The sequence below is a fragment of the Citrobacter sp. CK185 genome (genome assembly GCF_030333565.1).
GTDB classification, from domain to species: domain Bacteria; phylum Pseudomonadota; class Gammaproteobacteria; order Enterobacterales; family Enterobacteriaceae; genus Citrobacter_B; species Citrobacter_B koseri.
The window spans coordinates 121,703-142,456 of record NZ_JAOWFR010000027.1; the positions used below are offsets into that span (position 1 = coordinate 121,703).

General features: G+C 55.7%; 22 protein-coding genes. 4 read left to right on the forward strand and 18 right to left on the reverse strand.

All coding sequences use genetic code 11. The features are described 5' to 3' along the window. The first annotated feature begins 44 nt into the window (after positions 1 to 44). Entirely contained in the window at positions 45 to 509 is a 465-nt protein-coding gene (gene nrdG / locus OGV79_RS21020) for an anaerobic ribonucleoside-triphosphate reductase-activating protein (RefSeq protein ID WP_047459387.1), read from the forward strand. 97 nt (positions 510 to 606) lie between these two features. On the opposite strand, the gene OGV79_RS21025 is transcribed toward nrdG, so the two are convergent. The 11 genes from OGV79_RS21025 to pmbA form a co-directional block, all read right to left on the reverse strand. Then, positions 607 to 2,517 (reverse strand): BglG family transcription antiterminator, encoded by a 1,911-nt coding sequence (locus OGV79_RS21025; RefSeq protein WP_049009908.1) that lies wholly within the window; start codon positions 2,515 to 2,517, stop codon positions 607 to 609. A gap of 22 nt (positions 2,518 to 2,539) precedes the next feature. Next, positions 2,540 to 3,280, reverse strand: a complete 741-nt coding sequence (gene dagF / locus OGV79_RS21030) for a 2-dehydro-3-deoxy-phosphogluconate aldolase (protein ID WP_047459393.1) — start codon at positions 3,278 to 3,280, stop codon at positions 2,540 to 2,542. After that, positions 3,277 to 4,395 carry a DgaE family pyridoxal phosphate-dependent ammonia lyase gene (locus OGV79_RS21035; protein WP_286468899.1) on the reverse strand — a complete coding sequence of 373 codons (1,119 nt, stop codon included), beginning with the start codon at positions 4,393 to 4,395 and terminating at the stop codon, positions 3,277 to 3,279. Before OGV79_RS21035 ends, dagF begins: the two co-directional genes overlap by 4 nt. Then, positions 4,379 to 5,512 carry an amidohydrolase/deacetylase family metallohydrolase gene (locus OGV79_RS21040; RefSeq protein ID WP_286468900.1) on the reverse strand — a complete coding sequence of 378 codons (1,134 nt, stop codon included), beginning with the start codon at positions 5,510 to 5,512 and terminating at the stop codon, positions 4,379 to 4,381. Before OGV79_RS21040 ends, OGV79_RS21035 begins: the two co-directional genes overlap by 17 nt. Before the next feature lie 58 nt (positions 5,513 to 5,570). Then, positions 5,571 to 6,215 (reverse strand): DUF4310 family protein, encoded by a 645-nt coding sequence (locus OGV79_RS21045; protein WP_012134365.1) that lies wholly within the window; start codon positions 6,213 to 6,215, stop codon positions 5,571 to 5,573. 14 nt (positions 6,216 to 6,229) lie between these two features. Beyond that, positions 6,230 to 7,006, reverse strand: coding sequence for a DUF4311 domain-containing protein (locus tag OGV79_RS21050; protein WP_012134366.1), 777 nt, complete (start codon positions 7,004 to 7,006; stop codon positions 6,230 to 6,232). Between the two features lie 22 nt (positions 7,007 to 7,028). Continuing rightward, positions 7,029 to 7,328 carry a DUF4312 family protein gene (locus OGV79_RS21055; protein ID WP_012134367.1) on the reverse strand — a complete coding sequence of 100 codons (300 nt, stop codon included), beginning with the start codon at positions 7,326 to 7,328 and terminating at the stop codon, positions 7,029 to 7,031. Between the two features lie 2 nt (positions 7,329 to 7,330). After that, on the reverse strand, positions 7,331 to 7,693 hold the full coding sequence (locus tag OGV79_RS21060) for an SFCGS family glycine-rich protein (RefSeq protein WP_012134368.1): 363 nt from the start codon (positions 7,691 to 7,693) through the stop codon (positions 7,331 to 7,333). Between the two features lie 10 nt (positions 7,694 to 7,703). After that, positions 7,704 to 8,024, reverse strand: a complete 321-nt coding sequence (locus OGV79_RS21065) for a glycine dehydrogenase (protein WP_012134369.1) — start codon at positions 8,022 to 8,024, stop codon at positions 7,704 to 7,706. Positions 8,025 to 8,354: 330 nt separating this feature from the next. Further along, entirely contained in the window at positions 8,355 to 8,741 is a 387-nt protein-coding gene (cybC, locus tag OGV79_RS21070) for a cytochrome b562 (protein WP_115615198.1), read from the reverse strand. Between the two features lie 44 nt (positions 8,742 to 8,785). Further along, on the reverse strand, positions 8,786 to 10,138 hold the full coding sequence (gene pmbA, locus OGV79_RS21075; protein WP_047459405.1) for a metalloprotease PmbA: 1,353 nt from the start codon (positions 10,136 to 10,138) through the stop codon (positions 8,786 to 8,788). A gap of 93 nt (positions 10,139 to 10,231) precedes the next feature. On the opposite strand from pmbA, the gene yjgA reads away from it, so the two are divergent. Further along, on the forward strand, positions 10,232 to 10,783 hold the full coding sequence (gene yjgA, locus OGV79_RS21080; RefSeq protein ID WP_012134373.1) for a ribosome biogenesis factor YjgA: 552 nt from the start codon (positions 10,232 to 10,234) through the stop codon (positions 10,781 to 10,783). Positions 10,784 to 10,936: 153 nt separating this feature from the next. Here yjgA and mpl read toward each other — a convergent pair whose 3' ends face one another. After that, positions 10,937 to 12,310, reverse strand: coding sequence for a UDP-N-acetylmuramate:L-alanyl-gamma-D-glutamyl-meso-diaminopimelate ligase (gene mpl, locus OGV79_RS21085; RefSeq protein WP_198447273.1), 1,374 nt, complete (start codon positions 12,308 to 12,310; stop codon positions 10,937 to 10,939). Between the two features lie 175 nt (positions 12,311 to 12,485). On the opposite strand from mpl, the gene fbp reads away from it, so the two are divergent. Further along, positions 12,486 to 13,484 carry a class 1 fructose-bisphosphatase gene (gene fbp, locus OGV79_RS21090; RefSeq protein ID WP_024130778.1) on the forward strand — a complete coding sequence of 333 codons (999 nt, stop codon included), beginning with the start codon at positions 12,486 to 12,488 and terminating at the stop codon, positions 13,482 to 13,484. A 102-nt stretch (positions 13,485 to 13,586) separates the two neighbouring features. On the opposite strand, the gene OGV79_RS21095 is transcribed toward fbp, so the two are convergent. The 5 genes from OGV79_RS21095 to ytfQ form a co-directional block, all read right to left on the reverse strand. Continuing rightward, positions 13,587 to 14,699 carry a methyl-accepting chemotaxis protein gene (locus OGV79_RS21095; protein WP_080750335.1) on the reverse strand — a complete coding sequence of 371 codons (1,113 nt, stop codon included), beginning with the start codon at positions 14,697 to 14,699 and terminating at the stop codon, positions 13,587 to 13,589. Positions 14,700 to 14,780: 81 nt separating this feature from the next. Then, on the reverse strand, positions 14,781 to 15,782 hold the full coding sequence (yjfF, locus tag OGV79_RS21100) for a galactofuranose ABC transporter, permease protein YjfF (RefSeq protein ID WP_024130779.1): 1,002 nt from the start codon (positions 15,780 to 15,782) through the stop codon (positions 14,781 to 14,783). Further along, entirely contained in the window at positions 15,769 to 16,791 is a 1,023-nt protein-coding gene (ytfT, locus tag OGV79_RS21105) for a galactofuranose ABC transporter, ATP-binding protein YtfT (protein WP_024130780.1), read from the reverse strand. Before ytfT ends, yjfF begins: the two co-directional genes overlap by 14 nt. 13 nt (positions 16,792 to 16,804) lie before the next feature. Next, positions 16,805 to 18,307, reverse strand: a complete 1,503-nt coding sequence (gene ytfR / locus OGV79_RS21110) for a galactofuranose ABC transporter, ATP-binding protein YtfR (RefSeq protein WP_058668471.1) — start codon at positions 18,305 to 18,307, stop codon at positions 16,805 to 16,807. 122 nt (positions 18,308 to 18,429) lie between these two features. Then, entirely contained in the window at positions 18,430 to 19,386 is a 957-nt protein-coding gene (gene ytfQ, locus OGV79_RS21115; RefSeq protein ID WP_012134381.1) for a galactofuranose ABC transporter substrate-binding protein YtfQ, read from the reverse strand. A gap of 310 nt (positions 19,387 to 19,696) precedes the next feature. Between ytfQ and ppa the strand changes: the two genes are divergently transcribed. Then, entirely contained in the window at positions 19,697 to 20,227 is a 531-nt protein-coding gene (gene ppa, locus OGV79_RS21120) for an inorganic diphosphatase (RefSeq protein WP_012134382.1), read from the forward strand. Positions 20,228 to 20,408: 181 nt separating this feature from the next. Here ppa and OGV79_RS21125 read toward each other — a convergent pair whose 3' ends face one another. After that, positions 20,409 to 20,753 carry a gamma-glutamylcyclotransferase family protein gene (locus OGV79_RS21125; RefSeq protein ID WP_012134386.1) on the reverse strand — a complete coding sequence of 115 codons (345 nt, stop codon included), beginning with the start codon at positions 20,751 to 20,753 and terminating at the stop codon, positions 20,409 to 20,411. Between the last annotated feature and the right edge of the window lies 1 nt (position 20,754).

Below are 20,754 nucleotides of genomic sequence, written 5' to 3' on the forward strand. Positions count from 1 at the left end.
AGAGCGGCCAACGCCGCTACAGCGCCAAATGCAACGAGGAAACAATGAACTTTCACCAGTACTACCCCGTCGACATCGTCAACGGCCCCGGCACGCGCTGTACTCTGTTTGTTTCCGGGTGCGTGCATGAATGCCCCGGGTGTTACAACAAAAGCACCTGGCGGCTCAATTCGGGTAAACCGTTTACGAAAGAGATGGAAGACCAGATCATTAACGATCTGAACGACGCGCGGATTAAACGCCAAGGGATTTCACTGTCTGGCGGCGATCCGCTGCATCCCCAAAACGTACCGGACATTCTGAAACTGGTGCGACGCATTCGCGAAGAGTGCCCCGGCAAAGACATCTGGGTATGGACGGGTTATAAGCTGGATGAACTCAACGCCGCGCAAATGCAGGTTGTGGATCTGATTAACGTGCTGGTCGACGGTAAATTCGTACAGGATCTTAAAGACCCGATGCTGATCTGGCGCGGCAGCAGTAACCAGGTCGTCCATCATTTACGTTGATCGCACTCTTTAACGCCGTTTCTCTGCTTCAGGATAAACAAATGTAATGCGTTATAGCATTACATTTGCATTAACATTCATTTCTGGAAAACGCCTCTCAAAAACGGCTCACGCACTCCATCGCTACCGCTTTGAACTCGGCAAAATTCTGGCTGGCGCAGAGTCGCGTCATGGCGCGCTCACGCAGGAAAGTGACAAAAATATCGTAGATCGCCATTGCTTCTTCGTACTCGCTTTTACTGATGGCGAGTAAAAAGATGACATGCGCCGTCTCATCTCCCCAGACGATGCCCTGCGGCGCGAGCACGGTATAGACCACCGTTTTCTTCGCCAGCAATCCCAGGGCGTGCGGCAGGGCGATGCTGTCGCCTAACATTGTGCTGACAATGGCTTCACGCTCAACCACCGAGTCGAGAAACTCCGCATCCACAAACCCCTCGCTTTGCAGCTGATCGCACAATGTCTTAAACAGCGTCTGCTGATCCATTGCACCGTCGATAATGCGAAAGTGGGCGGCGTCGAAGTATTTGTTCAGCATCCACGGGCGGGTTCTGTCCACCAGCACCAGCTTGCCGATCTGCTCCAGCTGGTAGTCGGTAGGGAATGGCGCAATCATGACCACCGGCTTATCTTTTTCGCTGACGCGCGCGGTAGAGATGACAAAATCTTCGGCAATGCTGTCCCGCTGCTCATAGTCACGCAGAGTCAGGGTTCTCACGATCTCAATCTGCGGATATTTCCGCGCCAGCACCGCTTCGATCATGCGTACCATCGCATTTCCCGCGTCACATACCAGCAGGATTTTAGGCTGCCGTTGGTAACCGATGTTGTAACTACGCTCCAGCCCAACGCCGATATGCAATACCAGAAAACCAATCTCGTTTTCGCTGATGGTATATGGCGTGTATTTTCCCCAACCCGACACGGCCGCCAGCGTCATATCCCACGCCATAGGGTAGTGCTGCTTAATGTTTTCCAGTAGCGGATTGGGGATCATTATCTGATAGCGCACCCGCGTGATCATCGTTTTGATGTGGGTGAGCAGGTCGGCGTGTAACTGTTTGTCATTCAACAGATTATAGTTGTACTGCGTGTTGATAAAACGGAGGATATAGTTAACCAGCGCTTCATCGTCATCGGCATTGATGGCGCTGGGAGCAATCTCCTGCACCTGCCGTGCGGCAATGTGTACCTTCAGCCAGTTCTCTTCAGACGCCGACAGCGGTTTATCCGCCAGGTGTTGCAGCACCGCCGCAATATCCCGCGCCGCGAAGCAGACGTTGTCCTCCACCTCTTCCGTGGTAAATTCTGACAGCGGATACCCTTCGCTGATGCGCCGTACCGCGACGGCGCAATACAGGCGTAAAAACAGCTCGCCTTCATCTGTCAGACGGATACGAAAACGGGTAAATATTTCCTGCAAAATCGGCTGCAATTGCTCCGGTACGCCCGCGTTAAGCGCTTCTTCCACAATCAACGGGTTCGCCGGGTCCTGCTGCGCCAGCGTCCACAGAAGATCGGTCAGACACGCGCGGATCGCCATTTCGCTGCCGAACAATTTCATGCCGTGGCGCGGGCGGGTTTCCAGCGTCAGATGATAGCGGCGCAGCCACTCGCGAACTTCCGCCATATCATTTTGCAGCGTCGCGCGGCTGACGAACCACTCATCCGCCAGATCTTCCAGTTTGAGCGAGAAAGCGGACGTCAGGAAACGAACCACCAGATAGTGCACCCGTTCCTGGCTGGTTCGCGGGATGCGCAGCGTACTCGGCTGCTGCTCCCGCAGGGTTTGATAGCGGGCCGGATCGTCAATTCGGAGCTGATAACCGTTGCCCCGGCTCAGAACAAACTGCGCGCCATACTGCGTCAGCAACGCATTCAACGCAGTAATGTCCGCCCGCACGGTGCGCGTGGAAACCGACAACCGCTGCGCCAGCTCATCCTGCGGCAGCGTCTCGTTTTGCAACATATCAAACAGCTGTGCCAAACGTTGGTTGGGGAATCGCACGTCACTTACCTCACTCTTGCTATTAACCTACGCACGTCCGGGTAATGGCCAACAGCTGGCGCACATCGTCTGGACGGGTGTTGCCACTCACCTTATCAATAATCGAACTATAAATGTGAGGAATGATTTTGCTGACGCCGGCATCAAGCGCAATCTGCAAAATCTCGCCAAAGTTTTCCAGATCGATACCGCCAGTCGGCTCCAGCCAGAAGTCGTGACGGGCGCAGGCTTCCGCTACCGCTTTGTACTCATCGCGGCATTTCAGGCCGCCCATCGGGAAGTATTTAATCGAGCTGCCGCCCATGTCTTTCAGCAGGGCAATCGCCGTCTCAACGGGAACAATGCCGTCCGGCGTTTTGCTGCTCAGCGGGCCGGTAGAAATTTTCACCCTGCCCGGCGTCCCCGTCGGGGAGACCAGACCGTTAACGACCGTTTCACTCTGCCCCAGCAGCGCGCGGCTGGTCGCCACGCCGGTAAAGACCTGATTAACGTGCTGCGGCTGCACCTGACGAGAGATTTCGCTCACCATCGCCGACTGGTTCGGATCGCCAGCCCCCAGGCCAACGGAGAGGGCATTGTCGATAAGCGCCGCGTATTCGCGCATATCCGCCACCGCGCTGTCGACATCCGGGTAATTTTTGGAGAGCACGCCGACCAGCACATGGCCTTCCGCCGCCGCATAAATCTCACGGGCGTTCTCTTTGGAACCCGCCAGAACGTTCAGACAAACGCGGTCACGGTAAAAGTTAGGGGTCAGTTTCATGCTTTTTTCTCCTGATTAATCACGTCGCGAATACGGCGTGCCACAATCTCCAGTTGCGCCTGATTTACGCTGCGGACATCCGCCTCAATAATGCCTTCGTTAGCTTTGTAGCCACGGAAATAGATGGCGTACTCACCCTGTTTGAGGGCTTCCACCAGATCGCCGGTGGCAATGCCGGTCACGGCCTCATCGAATTTAATTTCCGTTCGCGCGATATCGCGTCCAGCGCTGTCCCACACCACGCGGGCGCTCACGCCATTAAGCGCATTCAGCGCATCAGTAAACGGCGTCATTTTTTCGACCATCTCCGCGCCGCTCTCTTTCTGCGCGTTCAGGTAGAGTTCGATGGCGCAGGTCAGCCCGAGGATGCCCTCTTTGCCGACTTTCATGGCGCGGCCAATGCCCGCCGTCTGGCGTTTCACCCACTCGACGTACTGAGTTTTACCGATCACCAGACCGCTGGTCGGCCCTTCAATCGCTTTCGCGCCGCTGTAGATCACCAGATCCGCGCCGACGCGGTAGTAACACTGCAAATCCTCTTCTGCCGCCGCATCCACAATCAACGGTAAATTGTGCGTGCGCGCGACTACCGCCGCCTGCTCTACGCTGAGCATGCTTTTCTGCACGCAGTGGTGAGATTTGATATAGAGGATCGCCGCCGTGCGCGGGGTGATCGCCGCCGCAAGCTGCGCTGCGGAACATTCGTTGGCATAACCGGCTTCGACCAGCTTACCGCCGCCCAGCGCCACCATCGTGCCAACCGGCGCGCCAAAGTTAACGTTGTGCCCTTTCGGCAATACAATTTCGTTATTCTCGATCGGGGTAACATGCAGGTTTTCCAGCAGCCAGTCGCTGTCCTGAACCAGTACCGCCGCTACCGACTGGGCAATCCCCGCCGAGGCGCAGGAGACGACCGTCGCCCCTTCCACATCCAGCAGTTTTGCAATGTACTCCCCGGTTTTATTGACCAGATCTTTCATCTCAAAGTACTGGTTCATGCCATCCATTGCCGCCTGCACCACTTCCGGGCGCGGGGTGGAAACACCGAGCGCGGTCATGCGCCCTGATGTATTAATCACTTGTTTCAGATTGTATTTTTCATAAATCGAAGTCACGTTCAGCACTCCCTTGTTCGGTTACATAGCCCTTACCCGCACGGATGGCGGCAAGCGGCACCAGCAATTTTTCAGCCTGTAAGCTGTCGTTTTCAGCGTCCACCAGCACGGTTGGCTGACGCCTGAGCGTAAAGAGAGTCAAGTCGGCGTCCAGACCTGGCTCAAGGCGGCCCTTGCTTTTCAGGTTCAGGCCATCAGCGGCATTTGCCGTCACACAGTCGATGACCTGCGGCAGCGTCATGCCGATGGCGAGGAATTTCGACATCACGTTGGCAAGCGAATAAACCGGGCCATTGATGCGGTTACGACAGTAGATATCCGAGCTGATGGTGTGCGGCAAAATGCCTAAGCTAATCGCGCGCTGCGCGACAGCAAAGCTCAGGCTGGCAGTGCCGTGACCAACGTCCAGGCGCACACCGCGCTGTAGCGCCCGGGTGATTGACGCGCGCAGCTCGCCGTCCGGCGTCAGAATGCGATTAGGTTTGCCGTTATAGCAGTGAGTGATGATATCGCCCGCCGTCAGACGCTCAGCGATCTCATCCAGATCCGGCGGGTTGTTGCCGATGTGTACCATCAACGGCAGATCGCCGTTCTCTTTCTGCATCGCTTTGGCGCATTCCAGCGGCGTAATGCCGTTTTCACCCACCACGCTACTGCTCATTCGCGCCTTCAGGCCCACAATGAAATTCGGATGGCGCTTCACCGCCTGTTTCACGGCGTCCGCATCGACATTGGCCATATTCGCCAGTTCGTTTTGTGCGATCAGCCCTACGCGGGAGATATTCAGCAACGCATAAACTTCAGTGGCCGCTTCACGGGTCAGCATGTAGAAATCATCAATGTCGTCTGCGCCGGTACTGCCCGCATCAACAACGGTGGTGACGCCTGTCGCAATACCGACGCTGTCCGGCTCATCGTGATAAATCGGGGATTTCGGATAGCAGTGGACGTGGGAATCAATCCACCCTGCGCTAACGTAATACTCGCCGCGCAGATCGACGGTTTTCGCCGCCGGTTGCTGGATATTGCCCAGCGCGGCAATTTTGCCGTCCTTCAGGGCGATATCGCTCACCGTATCGTCAACCAGACGCGCACGGCGCAGGAGTAAATCATACATCGCTCTCTCCTTTGCCGGATGGCGGCGTAACCGCCTTATCCGGCCTACAAATCAACAGTTAGCTAATGGCAATCGGGAAGATCGAACCTAAAATCATGGCGCCGAGGATCGCGCCGCCGGTGATCGGCTTCTGCCAGAGATAGAACAGCAACGCCCCCAGCAAAGAACCCACGCCGATTGGAATCGAGGCGGTCATCGCGCTGAGGATGATCAGCGGCCCCAGGAAGCGGCCTGACGCATTACCCGCCCCCATCATCACGTCCGCCCCGTAGGTGGAGTCGCTCTGATTGATGGTGAACTTACGCGCCAGAATGATGACGTAGCCAATTGCCAGACCAATCACCAGACCGGTGATTAACGAGGCGACAAAGTTAGCGACCGGGAAAACGATCCCTGCGCCCAGCAGCAGCGCCGGAACCCCAAGACCGACGCCGGTCTGGATCGCCCCGCCGATGTCCAGAATCCCCACCAGCGACCCTTCGATAATGCGGGCAAACAAGAAGCTTGCGCCAAACGCGGCCACCGCGCCGTAAACGCCGGTGTCCATCCCCGCTTTCAGCATTGCCACAAAGGCCACTTCGTTAAACGCGCCGATACCGTACAGGTAGTACATATGCGTCCCGGCAAAAACGCCGGATGAGAGCAAGCCTACAAAGATCGGGAACGACCAGTCGGCATACCAAAAACCTTTATTCTGTTCCATTATGATGGCCTCCGTTATTTGCCGCTGAGCGAGCCGTGGATCAGTTCGAGCCAGTTCGGCACGGTCATATTGAAGGATTCGATCATCTTCATATCGAAGCCGCGGAAGAAGCCGCTCAGGACAAACAGCGCCACAATGGCGACCATCATCACTTTGGTGACGTGGTTCCAGCCGCTCTCTTCAACGCCTTTGCCGATCAGAATACCCAGCACCAGACCCGGAACGGCGTTACCCATGATCAGCTGCGCCGCGCCGCCAAACACGGTGGCCCAGAAGCCTGATTTTTTCCCGGCGTCGATCGCCGCCAGCCAGAAGATAACCGGCATCACGGTATTCACCAGCAGGTTAGCCGCAGGCACCAATACCTTAACGGCGGTGACCTGCAACGCTTCCGGTACGGAAGAGGCGGTAAGGTTGAGGAAGGTCACGACGATCATGCCGATGATGCCGCAGGCAATCGCCATTTTCTTCGGATCGTGCAGCGTCTCGCCGACATTGCGGTTTTTGATCATCAGCGCTGCCGCGCCCCAGTTCGGGATGATGCGGTGATCGACATCCTGCGTGAATGAACCCGCCGCAACGGATGAAGCCCAGGCGTTGAAGAAGAAGCCCAGACCGAAGGAGAAGTGAGAAGCCGGGTCTCCTTCACAGGAGTTCAGTTCCCCCAATGTACGAAACGCGCCCATACCCTGTGTAGTCGGCGCATGAAACATGCGTGCAGCCCCGGCGCCCACACCGACGCCGACCAGGCCACCAATGATGAGCGATTTTATTAATATTATCAGGAACATATTTATGCCTTTTAATAAAGAATCAGCGTTGCGCGACGAAGTCCACCTTGTCGAGATTGATGGCAGTCACGTTGACGGTCACTTCCAGCTCCACGCTGTAGGTGCGTCTTTCCCGGCGCAAAAAGACAAATAAAAACGCTTCTTTGCGCACCGTTTCACGCGCTTGAACAACCTGCACATCCTGTGGCTCAATACGCAATAAAATATGCGGCGATGCTTTCATCACCGCGCCCTGAACGTGGTTCAGGGCATCGGCAAAGGCGCGCGCTTTGGCTTCGCCTTTACCGGTGACTCTCACCGTAGTGGTGAATTGTTCTTTCATACTTAAGCGCCGTATTTCTTCTGCCACGCCTGAACCAGACGCTCGCCAAGTTCTTCTTTATCCATAAAGCCGAACCCCAGCACGTTGCAGCCTTCGTTGATAGCCGTGACGCCTTCATCCACAGAGCGCATCCCGTATTTGGCTTTGTAGCCATACTTGTTTTGCGCCGTGATGGCGCCCGCGCCGCCGCTACCGCAAAAAGAGATGCCAAAGGTGGCGTTTTCCGCTTTCATCACGTCGCCCAGCTTCATATCCGCCGCCACGCCCGGCACCACCACCGCACGACCACCGGCTTTTTCCACACCTGCCGCCACTTTCTGGCCCTTACCCAGACGATCGCCAATTACGACTGTAATCTGTTCCATTTTTTGCTCCTTAAAGGTTGTCTTTCGCGACTTCGAAATGTACTGACAGCAGCCAGGCTTCTTCCTCTGGAAGGTTGCCAAACGCCGCCACGATGTCGCGGGCAAGCGCCATTGATTCGGCTGAAATTTCATCAAATAAACTGGCATCCACTTCCGGCAAAGGCTCGCCGGTCACTGACCGGTGCGCCATGGCGCGAACATGAGACGTCAGCATTTGTTCCTGTACGGCGTTGGGAATGATGTGATGTTCGCTGAGTAAGGCATACACCTGCGCCAGCATGCGGTCGGCCAGTTCACCGATCTCCGTCACCTGCTCCCCCATGTCGTTCATTACTGCTCCGTTATTCACTCGTCTTACCCCGTTAATGGCTCTGGGTTAAAACTAACGGCAGGGGTTAAAAGTTTGTAGCGAGTTGTTTTCCACTTCGAAGTGGAAAGGCGAGTGGCGACAGTGATCTGTTCCACAGAAAAGGGGGATTTGGCGATTTATCGCTGAAAAACTGTGACATACGTCGCAAGGAAAGGCGGAAAAACCGATGAGAAAAAGCACATTCGCGCGATCGCCGAATGTGAAAAAGTGTGACGGGAATAGGGATTACTTATGGCCCAGGGGAAATGCCGGATGGCGACGCGATGCGTCTTATCCGGCCTACATACGTTATTAACGATACTTCTTATGGTACGCGTTGCGGGTGGTTTTAAACGCTTCCGCCGCCGCTTGCGCCTCTTTGATTTTTCCTTCATTCGCCAGTTTTAATGCGCCGTCAATCTGACCGACCAGCGTATCTAAACCGTGGCGAAAATCCTTCATCTCCGGGCTATCCGGGGCTTTATCTTCCAGCTTAGGCGGCGTGCCTTTTTGCGCATCCAGCGCAGCGGCGCGCATTTTGCTTAACGCGTCTTTCAGTTCGGTCGCGTTATCCGTTTTTTCCACCACCTTCAGATTGTCGTTAAGCGTGTCCATATTGTCTTCAAGATCGGCAGAAAACACCGCCGAACTGAACGCCAGGGATGATATGGCAAGAACAGCTAACAGGTTTTTACGCATTGCTCACTTCCTCATTTTTATTATGAAAAGAAAACAAACGAGTGCTACTGCCCGGCGATTTTCATCTCCGGTAACAGCACGGAACCACACTGTATATTGCTACGCGTTTCAATATCGTTACCCACGGTGACGATATTGCGCCACATCTCTTTTAAATTCCCGGCGATGGTGATCTCGCTGACCGGATACTGGATCTCACCATTCTCAACCCAGAAACCGGCCGCGCCACGGGAGTAGTCGCCAGTAATGCCGCTCACCCCCTGGCCCATGAGTTCGGTGACGACCAGACCGGTGCCCATCTCTTTGAGCAGTTGTTCAAAGCTCAGCCCCTGCCCGGCAATGCGCCAGTTATGGATGCCGCCCGCGTGCCCGGTGCTTTTCAGCCCCAGTTTGCGCGCGGAATAGTTGGTCAGCAGCCACTGGGTCAGCACGCCGTCTTTCACAATGTCGCGACGCTCTGTGCGCACACCTTCGCTGTCGAATGGCGAAGAGGCCAGCCCTTTCAGCAGATGCGGGTGTTCTTCGATGGTCAGCCATTCCGGCAGAATTTGTTTGCCCAGCGAATCCAGCAGGAAGGTCGATTTACGGTATACCGAGCCGCCCGCAATCGCGCCGACCAAGTGACCAAACAACCCGGTCGCCACTTCATTCGCGAAAATCACCGGCGCTTTCATGGTCGAGAGTTTGCGCGGCGCCAGGCGAGATAACGTACGGCGCGCGCACTCGGCGCCCACCCATTCCGGCGTTTGCAGATCGCCTAACGCACGGCCAATGGTGTAGGCGTAATCACGCTCCATGTCGCCCTTTTCTTCGGCGATGACACAGCTTGAGAGCGAATGGCGCGTGGAGCAGTACCCCTGCAACATGCCGTGGCTGTTGCCGAACACTTTGATGCCGTAATGGCTGTTAAAGCTGCCGCCTTCGGTGTTGGTAATACGTTTATCCGCCTGCAACGACGCCTGTTCCGCGCGAGCAGCCAGATCAATGGCCTCATCCGGGGTCACTTCCGCCGGGTGGAACAGGTCGAGATCCGGCGCCTCAAAGGCCAGCAGATCTTTATCTGCCACGCCCGCGCACGGGTCCGGCGAGGTATAGCGAGCAATATCCAGCGCCGCCTGTACGGTACGGGCAATCGCCTGCGGGCTTAAATCGGTGGATGACGCGCTGCCTTTACGGTTCTGGTGATAAACGGTGATCCCCAGCGCGCCGTCACTATTAAATTCTACGTTCTCCACTTCACCATAACGGGTGCTGACGCTGATGCCGGTGGTCTTGCTGACAGAGACTTCCGCGCCGTCTGATTTGCCTGAGGCGAGCTCCAGGGCTGTCGAGACCGCTTCTTCCAGAATCTTACGCTGCGCTTCAACTTGTGAGATTACTTTCATCGCAAATGCCATACTGTAGAGAGTTTCTCTGAAGTCTAACAGAGAACCGTTTTTCAGTGCGCCTCTTAACTGGTAACATTAGCCTCTTTTTTTAAGGAGCCTGACATGACAAAGCAGCCCGAAGACTGGCTCGACGACGTTCCCGGTGATGACATCGAAGACGAAGACGATGAAATTATCTGGGTCAGCAAAAGTGAAATTAAACGCGATGCCGAGGAGTTAAAACGCCTGGGCGCGGAAATTGTGGATCTGGGGAAAAACGCGCTGGATAAGATCCCGCTTGATGCGGATCTGCGCGCCGCCATTGAGCTGGCCCAGCGTATTAAGATGGAAGGCCGCCGCCGTCAGTTGCAGCTGATCGGTAAGATGCTGCGTCAACGCGACGTTGAACCTATTCGTCAGGCGCTGGATAAGCTGAAAAACCGCCACAACCAGCAGGTGGTGCTGTTCCATAAGCTTGAGCAACTGCGCGATCGCCTGATCGTTGAAGGTGATGATGCGGTGGAGGAAGTGCTGAGCCTGTGGCCGAATGCCGACCGTCAGCAGCTTCGCTCGCTGATCCGCAACGCGAAGAAAGAGAAAGAAGGCAACAAGCCGCCGAAGTCGGCGCGGCAGATCTTCCAGTATCTGCGTGAGCTGGCGGAAAACGAAGAGTAATGCGTACGTAAGTTAAGTGTGCCGGATGGCGACGCAATGCGTCTTATCCGGCCTACAGCCTGGTGCATTTGGTATTGCCGGATGGCGACGCAACGCGTCTTATCCGGCCTACAGTTTGTAGGCCCGGTAAGCGCAGCGCCACCGGGCATATGATTACTCCGCCGCCTCTGCCTTTTTCGCCAGGCCATCCAACAGTTTTTGATGGATGCCGCCGAACCCGCCGTTGCTCATCACCAGAATATGATCGCCGGGCTGCGCGGTTTTCACCACCATATCGGCCAGCGCGTCCACATCTCCGCTCCAGTGCGCAGGCTGAACACAGGCATCCGCGACTTCCGCCACCTGCCACGGAATATGCTGCGGTTGCAGCAAGAACACTTCATCCGCACGCCCTAACGACGGAGCCAGATCGTCTTTGCAAAGACCCATCTTCATGGTGTTGGAGCGCGGTTCCAGCACCGCAAGAATACGCGCCGTACCGCCCACTTTACTGCGCAACGCCGCAAGCGTCGCCAGGATCGCCGTCGGGTGGTGAGCGAAATCGTCATACACCGTCACACCGTTGGCTTCACCGCGCAACTCCAGACGACGACGGGCGTTGATGAACGATCCCAACGCGTTAGCCGCATCCGCAGGCGTCACGCCAACATGACGAGCGGCGGCAATCGCCATCAGCCCGTTATTCATATTGTGTTCACCGACCAGCGACCACTTCACTTCACCGGCTTTTTCACCGTCCAGCCACACTTCCCAAACGGATGCATCCGCGTTCAGTTTCTTCGCCTGCCAGTGCCCCTGCTCGCCCACCAGCTCCTGCTCGCTCCAGCAGCCCATCGCGATCGTCTGCTTCAGGTTGATGTCGTGTTCCGGGAAAATAATGCGCCCTTGCCCCGGCACGATGCGCACCAGGTGGTGGAACTGCTTCTGAATCGCTTTCAGATCGTCAAAGATGTCCGCATGGTCGAACTCAAGGTTGTTGAGGATCAGCGTGCGCGGGCAGTAATGCACAAACTTGGAACGCTTATCGAAGAACGCGCAGTCGTACTCATCCGCCTCAATGACGAAGAAGTGACTTTCACCCAGACGGGCAGAAACGTCGAAATTGCCCGGAACGCCGCCAATCACGAAGCCCGGCTGATAACCGCAGGCTTCCAGAATCCAGGTCGCCATGCCTGCCGTGGTGGTTTTACCGTGCGTACCGGCTACGGCCAGCACCCAGCGATCGCGCAGAACAAAGTCATGCAGCCACTGCGGGCCGGACATATACGGAATGTTCTTTTCCAGCACCGCTTCAACACACGGATTTCCACGGGTCATGGCGTTGCCGATGATCACCAGGTCTGGCTGTGGGTCGAGCTGGCTGGCGTCGTAACCCTGAATTAAATCAATGCCCTGCTTCTCAAGCAGGGTGCTCATCGGCGGATACACATTGGCGTCCGAACCCGTTACTTCATGACCGAGCGAGCGCGCCAGCATCGCCAGACCGCCCATGAAAGTGCCACAAATTCCCAAAATATGAATGCGCATACGTCACTACCCTTTTTTAATCTGGGGGTCATTTTACGCACATGTCAGGCAAGTGAGAAACGCATTTCAGGATATTCCGTACTTTGCTGGCGCGATTCACCTGAGCGCGGCCGCTGAAATATTTGTTAAGATTGTTACGGTCGCTTTACTCCATATCAATTGCAGGGAAAGTGTTATGAAAACGTTAGGTGAATTTATTGTCGAAAAGCAGCACGAGTTCTCTCATGCTACCGGTGAGCTCACTGCTTTGTTGTCGGCAATAAAGCTGGGCGCCAAGATCATCCACCGCGATATCAACAAGGCCGGTCTGGTCGATATCCTGGGTGCCAGCGGTGCTGAGAACGTGCAGGGCGAGGTTCAGCAGAAACTCGACCTGTTCGCGAACGAAAAACTGAAAGCTGCACTGAAGGCGCGCGATATTGTGGCGGGCATCGCTTCTGAAGAAGAAGATGAAATTGTCGTCTTTGAAGGCTGCGAACACGCGAAATACGTGGTGCTGATGGACCCACTGGATGGCTCGTCCAACATCGATGTTAACGTCTCTGTCGGTACTATTTTCTCTATCTACCGCCGCGTAACGCCTGTCGGCACGCCGGTGACGGAAGAAGATTTCCTGCAACCGGGCAACAAGCAGGTGGCTGCGGGTTATGTGGTCTACGGCTCTTCAACCATGCTGGTTTACACCACCGGCTGCGGCGTACACGCCTTCACCTACGATCCGTCGCTGGGCGTTTTCTGCCTGTGCCAGGAGCGTATGCGCTTCCCGGAGAAGGGTAACACCTACTCCATTAACGAAGGCAACTACATCAAATTCCCGAATGGCGTGAAGAAGTACATTAAGTTCTGCCAGGAAGAGGACAAGTCCACGAATCGCCCGTACACCTCGCGCTATATTGGCTCCCTGGTGGCGGATTTCCACCGCAACCTGCTGAAAGGCGGGATCTACCTCTACCCGAGCACCGCCAGCCACCCGGAAGGGAAACTGCGTCTGCTGTACGAATGCAACCCGATGGCCTTCCTGGCTGAGCAGGCGGGCGGCAAAGCGAGCGACGGTAAAGAGCGCATTCTGGATATTACGCCGGAAAGCCTGCACCAGCGCCGTCCGTTCTTCGTCGGCACCGATCATATGGTGGAAGACGTAGAACGCTTCATCCGCGAGTTCCCGGACGCATAATTATCATTAATCGCACGGATGTAGGCCGGATAAAACGCGCAGCGTTGCCATCCGGCAATTTATTGCCTGGTGGCGGCTTCGCCTTATCCGGCCTACGTTCGGTTACGCTGCCTGTAGCTTAAATACGGCCATCGCCTCCAGCAGCGCATGGGACTGCTCTTCCAGCGAACGGGTGGCTGCGGAAGATTGCTGTACCAGCGCCGCGTTCTGCTGTGCGGTTTCATCCATCTGACTGACCGCGATATTCACCTGCTCAATGCCCCGGCTCTGTTCCTGAGAAGCACTGGCAATCTCACGCATCAGTTTGGTCATGCGCATCACTTCTGTCGCAATCTCATCCATCGTTTCACCGGCCTGCATCGCCAGATCGCTGCCCTCTCCGACATGCGTTTGCGAGTCGCTGATGAGCGCGCGGATCTCTTTCGCAGCATCGGCGCTGCGGCTGGCGAGATTACGCACCTCACCGGCAACCACCGCAAAACCGCGCCCCTGTTCACCAGCGCGCGCCGCTTCAACGGAGGCATTCAGCGCCAGAATATTGGTCTGGAAAGCGATGCCGTCAATTACGCCGAGAATATCGGCGATACGGTCAGAGCTGCCGGAAATATCACGCATTTTCTCAATGACATAGCACACCATCTCGCTGCCGCGATCGGCGGTGTCCGAGACTGATTTCGCCAGTTGGTGCGCCTGATCGGCATTTTCAGCGTTCAGTTTCACCGTCGCAGTCAGCTCTTCCATGCTGGCGGCTGTCTGTTCCAGCGAGGTGGCCGTAGACTCCGTGCGTTGCGCCAGATGCAGGTTGCCCGCCGTCAGTTCACGGCTGCCGGTATCAATTTGCGTGCTGGCGTCACGAACGCGTACCACGGATTCACTCAGCGCCGCACGCATCTCTTCAAGGGCGGTATTCAGACGGTTAAATTCAGAGCTGGCAAAACGGCTTACCGTCGGCGATAAATCCCCTGTCGCCAGACGCTCCAGTTGCTCAACAACATTATCAAGAGGTTTCAGGAGCTTATTACGCAACATCAGCCATACCAGCGCCAGCAGGCCGATGGCGGCCAGCGTCGCCCCCGTCATCACCCCATAATAGACCCAGGAAGTGATAATACGGGTGGAGGCGTAGAGCCCCATACCGCCCGTCAGCAACAGGAGCAGGGTAAGTAAAGACAGTAAAACCAGTAAACTTGTACGAATAGAGAGGGATTTTGGCATCGTTATCTTTCCGGTTGTAGGGATATAGAATCTATCGACTACAACCGGAAAAAGTTTATACGTTTCAGGAAATTCAATATGTTACTTCGGTGTTGCGGCTGTGTTGACACGCGTAACCGGAGAGCTCTGGCGATTCTCCCACAGCACCGTCAGACCACGCTGCAAGGCAATAAAAATAAACAACAAAATCCCGATAGCGATCTTCGTCCACCAGGAACTCAGCGTGCCATCGAAGTTAATATAGGTCTGGATCAGCCCCTGGATCGCCACGCCGAACAGCGTACCTAACACCGTCCCCACGCCTCCGCTCAGCAACGTACCGCCAATCACCACCGATGCGATGGCATCCAGCTCAACGCCAACGCCCGCCAGCGCATAACCGGCCTGGGTATAAATGGAGAAAACAATACCCGCCAGCGTCGCAAGCCCGGTAGAGAGCATATAAATACGGATGGTGGTGCTGCGCGTCGAAATCCCCATCAGGTTCGCCGACGCCGCATTTCCGCCAATGGCGTAAACCTGATTACCAAACCGCGTACGGTGGGCGAGGAAAATACCGATCACCACCACCGCCAGCATCAGCAGCCCCATTGCGCTCAGACGCCCGCCGCCGGGGATTTTCCACGCCAGGCTGGAAAGCGTATCGTAAATCGGGTGGTTAATCGGAATTGACTCCTCAGACACCAGGTAGCTGACGCCACGCAGGAAGAACATCCCCGCCAGCGTAATGATAAACGCCGGAATCTTCAGCGCATCAATCAGCAGCCCCATAAATGCCCCGAACGCACAGCCCATCGCCAGTACCAGCGGGAAGGCCAGCAGCGGCGAGATCCCCCAGTAGCCAATGGCCTTCGCCAGAAAAACGCCGGTAAACGCGATCACCGATCCCACGGACAGATCGATGCCGCCGGAGAGGATCACGAAGGTCATGCCAACCGCGATAATCCCGAGGAAAGCGTTATCGGTCAGGATATTGCAGATAACCCGGGTTGAGGCGAAACCGGGGAACTGCGTCAGGCAATAGAGGTAGCCCAGCACAAAAACCCCGAGGGTGATCATCAACGGTAAGTTACGTTTTATCACGACCACGCACTCCTTTTATCAGACTGATAAAGCGCTGCGACTGCACAATCAGCACGCATAACACCACGATGGCTTTGACGACCTGGTTCATCTCCGGCGGAAAGCCTGACAGCAGGATGCCGGTATTCATCCCCTGGATAATCAATGCGCCCACGACCGACAGCAGCAGGTTAAAGCGCCCGCCCATCAGCGAGCCGCCGCCAATAACCACGGCCAGAATAGCGTCCAGTTCCAGCCAGAGTCCGGCGTTGTTGGCGTCCGCGCCGCGAATATCCGCCGTGATGATGATGCCCGCAATCGCCGCGCACAGGCCGCTCAGAACATAGGTGAGCATGACGATAATGCGGGTGTTCACCCCGGCATTTTTCGCCGCCCGAATGTTGATCCCCACCGCTTCAATGAACATCCCCAGCGCCGTTTTACGGGTCAGCAGCCAGAACACCACCAGGGTAAGCAGCGCGATAATCACGGGCGTCGGAAACAGCAGCAGCGAACCGCTGCCGAACCACGATAAGTTGGGTGAGTTAAAGGTGACGATCTGCCCGGAGGTGATGAGTTGCGCCACGCCACGTCCGGCCACCATCAGAATGAGCGTGGCGACAAACGGCTGAATTTTAAGGATCGCCACCAGAATGCCATTCCACAAGCCCGCCAGTACGCCGGTTCCCAGCGCCGCGAGCAGCACCACCGGTAAGCTGTGCCCGGCCACCGTCATGGCGGCAGTGGTCGCCCCGGCAATCGCCATTACCGCCCCGACGGAGAGATCGATACCGCCAGTGGCGATCACCAGCGTCATCCCAATCGCCAGCAGCGCAACGGGAGCCGCGCGGTTAAGAATGTCAATCGGGCTGCCGAACAGGCGGCCATCCTGCAAAATCACCTGCCAGAAATGCGGCGCCACCAGGCTGTCCACCAACAGCACCAGCAGCAATGCCACGATCTGCGGCATACCTGTCGGCCAGCGAAAACGTCGCTTCGGCGGTGTGGTTTGCGGGAGAGACTGAGGCATCACACTATTCTCCTTACGCCGCAATGGCGTTCATGATCGCCGGAACGGACAGTTCCGCCAGCGGGATCTCCGCCACCTGTTTACGATCGCGCATGATGATCACCCGATCGGCATAGCCCACCAGTTCCTCCAGTTCAGAGGAGATGACCAGCAGCGCCAGCCCGTCCGCACACAGCGTTTCAATCAGTCGGATGATCTCCGCATGCGCCCCAACGTCGATACCGCGTGTCGGTTCATCCAGGATCAGGAACTGCGGTTTGGTCAGCAACCAGCGCGACAGCAACACTTTTTGCTGATTGCCGCCGGAGAGAAATTCAATCGGCTGCTCCGCACTGGGGGTACGAATGCCCAACTGGCGGATAAAACGCTCGGCAATCTCCTGCTGTTCTCTGCGGGAAATCGGCCGCAGCCAGCCTCGCTGCGCCTGTAGCGCCAGAATGATATTTTCCCGTACCGATGCGGCGGCAATAATGCCGTCCGTTTTCCTGTCTTCCGGGCAAAAGCCGATCCCAAGGCATGAAGCCTGATGCGGCGATCGCAGGGTTTGCGGTTTACCTTTGATCATCGCACTGCCGCTGTCGGCCGGTTTAATGCCGAAGATCACCTCTGCGGTTTCGGTACGCCCCGATCCCAACAGCCCTGCCAGACCGACGATCTCGCCGGGGCGAACTTCCAGGCTGAACGGCGAGATCGTGCCCTTCCTGCCGTAATCTTTAAAGGCAGCCACCGGTTTATCGCTCAGCAAGGTGCGCCCCGCCCGCTGTAGCGCATGGGTCTCCAGTTCGCGCCCCAGCATCATTTTCACCAGTTCGATCTGTGGAAGCTCGCGGGTTTCGCGGCAGCCGACAAAGCTGCCGTTGCGTAACACGGTAATCCGATCGCTCACCTGATAAACCTGATCGAGAAAGTGCGTAACAAAGATCAGGCTGACGCCGCGATCGCGCAGATGGCGCATCAGGCCAAACAGCATCTCAACTTCCTGGGTGTCGAGGCTGGCGGTGGGTTCGTCGAGGATCAGGACTTTCGCGGAGAGATCGATGGCCCGGCAGATAGCGACAATCTGCTGCATTGCAACGGAAAAGCGGTTGAGCGGCTCACGCACATCCAGCGAAAAACCGTAAGAGGCCATCAATTCAGTGGCGCGTTTCTCCATTTCTTTGCGCCGCAGCAGGCCAAAACGCCGGGGCTCACGACCGATAAACAGGTTATCCGCCACCGACATATTGGGCAGAAGGTTAACCTCCTGGTAGACGGTTCCGATCCCCAGTTGCTGGGCATGCGCGGTATTCTTCGGTGAAATCGCCTGGCCTTCCAGCCAGATTGTGCCGCGATCGGCATGGTATACGCCGGTTAATGCTTTAATCAGCGTTGATTTTCCCGCCCCGTTTTCCCCGAGCAGCGCCATGATTTCGCCCCGGCGCAGGCTAAAATCGACGTTATCCAGCGCCTTAACGCCGGGAAAAAATTTACTGAGTCCCTCGGTACGGAGGATTTCCTGATTTTGGTCGATGGTCATGGCATTCCTCCGGTTCGAAAGCGCGGCCTTTCCGTAGGCCCGATAAGCGCAGCGCCATCAGGCAATAAATGCCGGATGGCGGCGTAACGCCTTATCCGGCCTACAGAAGACCGACAGCAAAATCAGTAGCCCATGTTTTTCTTCTTCTCTAACTCTTCTTTTGCGGTGTCAGGCAGGTACAGCGTCGATTTGGTGATGGTCAACTTCTCAGGCATCGTGCCGTCTTTTTTGTATTTCTCCAGCGCATCGAAAGCGGGCCCGGCCATGTTCGGCGTCAGTTCAACGCTGGCGTTGGCTTCGCCATCAATCATCGCTTTATAGATATCCGGCACGCCGTCGATAGAGCCCGTCAGAATATCTTTTCCCGGCTTCAGGCCCGCTTCTTTAATCGCCTGGATCGCGCCGATCACCATGTCGTCGTTATGGGCGTAAACCATGCAGATGTTTTTGCCGTTGTTTTCCGCTTTGATAAAGCTCTCCATCACCTCTTTCCCCTTACTACGGGTAAAGTCGCCAGACTGAGAGCGGATGATTTTGATGTTTGGCGCTTTGGCGATGGCTTCGGCAAACCCTTTCTTACGGTCGATCGCCACGCTGGCCCCGACGGTGCCTTGCAGCTCAACAACGTTACACGGCTTACCATCCACCTCTTTTACCAGCCAGTCGCCGATCAATCTGCCTTCCAGCACGTTGTCGGCGGTGACGGTGGTCATATAGAGCGATTTGTCTTTAACATCAATGGAGCGGTCGAGCAGAAAGACCGGAATTTCCGCATCTTTGGCTTCTTTTAAGACCGGTTCCCAGCCTGTCGCGACCACTGGCGCAATAAAGATGGCGTCCACGCCCTGAGCGACAAATGAGCGTACGGCTTTAATCTGGTTTTCCTGTTTTTGCTGACCGTCGGCAATTTTCAGCGTGATGCCGCGTTTTTCGGCCTCGCTCTTCGCCACGTTGGTTTCGGCGGCGCGCCAGCCGGACTCAGAGCCGACCTGCGAAAATCCTACGGTTAAGGGGGCGGCCATTGCCATAGACGACATGGCTGCCGAAACTGCTGTGACTAAAAGTAAGCGCTTCCACATAATGATGTCCTCGTAGCCCAGGTTATTGTTGGGTGAAAAGCATTCGCGAGGAAAACTATAGACAATAGGTGATGTAACGGATTGCGTTACATCACACTTCAAAAAAGTAAATAAAAGGTTAATCACAACTTTGTAATCGCTTTCATTCGCCTATGAAAAAAGCAGCTGTTGTTATGGATTTTCCTGTCACGTAAACCGTCTGAAAATCGCAGCCGGAGGGGAAAGAAGACGAAAACAAGCGGAGACTTTCAGCGCGAGTTGGCTATAATACTCGCCACTTGTTTGCCATATATATTTAAAGGAAACAGACATGAGCTTACTCAACGTCCCTGCGGGTAAAGATCTGCCGGAAGATATCTACGTTGTTATTGAGATCCCGGCTAACGCAGATCCGATCAAATACGAAGTTGACAAAGAGAGCGGCGCACTGTTCGTTGACCGCTTCATGTCCACCGCGATGTTCTATCCGTGCAACTACGGCTACATCAACAACACCCTGTCTCTGGATGGCGATCCGGTAGACGTTCTGGTCCCGACGCCGTATCCGCTGCAACCGGGTGCTGTGATCCGTTGCCGTCCAGTTGGCGTTCTGAAAATGACCGACGAATCCGGTGAAGATGCGAAGCTGGTTGCCGTACCGCACACCAAACTGAGCAAAGAATACGATCACATCAACGACGTGAACGACCTGCCGGAACTGCTGAAAGCGCAGATCACGCACTTCTTCGAGCACTACAAAGACCTCGAAAAAGGCAAATGGGTGAAAGTTGACGGCTGGGACAACGCTGAAGCGGCTAAAGCTGAAATCGTTGCTTCCTTCGAGCGCGCAGCGAAGAAATAAGTTCGTTTTCGCGTTAAGGCCAACGTCACTATTGGAGATCCTCATTTATTGAGGGTCTTTTTTTTATCCATCCTAAGCCACCTCCAGTGGCGGTGGTGAAGGACGCAGCGCCATCAGGCATCCGCAGCATGATTATGGCACCACATAAAACAACGCCACCCGAAGGTGGCGTGTTTTTTTATCAGCACTGGTCTCTGTCTAACCAGTTACCGCTTTCAATCAGCGTTAACCCTTCGACCGGACGTTGGTACACATACATCCATGCGCTTCCGTACGGTGTCTGGATTAACTGGCGTGCATATTCGCCGCCCCTGGTGCGCAAGGCATCAAGTTCGGCCAGCGTGGCGTTATCAATACGATAAACTTCACCGTGTACCGATCCGTTTCCCGGAACTGCGCCTGGATAGTGGCCCAGGCTATACAACTGGTAGTTATCGATACTGTAATCGCCCAGCAACTGGGCGTTGGTCATCCAGTGGCTGTTGCCCTGTTTGCGTCGTAAACTGCCGTAAACAAATATTCGCATT